Genomic DNA, 252 nt, shown 5'->3' on the forward strand with positions numbered 1-252 from the left:
GGATGTGGTCGCATAGTTTTCCTGCTTGATGTCGAGCACCACGACCGAATCGGGAAAGGTGAGCAGATTCGGGATCACTACGCCAACTCCCTTGCCGGAGCGGGCAGGTGCGGCAAGTAGCACGAACTGCTGACCTCCAAATCGCAGGTAGCGGCCGCGCCATATTCCAACGACAATCGCAGGTGGCGTATCAAGGCGGCCATGCGTCGTCATAGCAACCCCGCCTGCCGGATTTCCGATTCATTCGCAAAG

General features: G+C 58.3%; 1 protein-coding gene. It reads right to left on the bottom strand.

The window, feature by feature from the left end:
• The coding region (locus R0J88_RS21925; protein WP_410901166.1) for a type IV secretory system conjugative DNA transfer family protein at positions 1 to 213 on the bottom strand (213 nt) is incomplete at its 3' end.
• Positions 214 to 252 lie beyond the last annotated feature (39 nt).

This window comes from Pseudoalteromonas sp. SIMBA_162 (assembly GCF_046535955.1).
Taxonomy (GTDB): domain Bacteria; phylum Pseudomonadota; class Gammaproteobacteria; order Enterobacterales; family Alteromonadaceae; genus Pseudoalteromonas; species Pseudoalteromonas marina.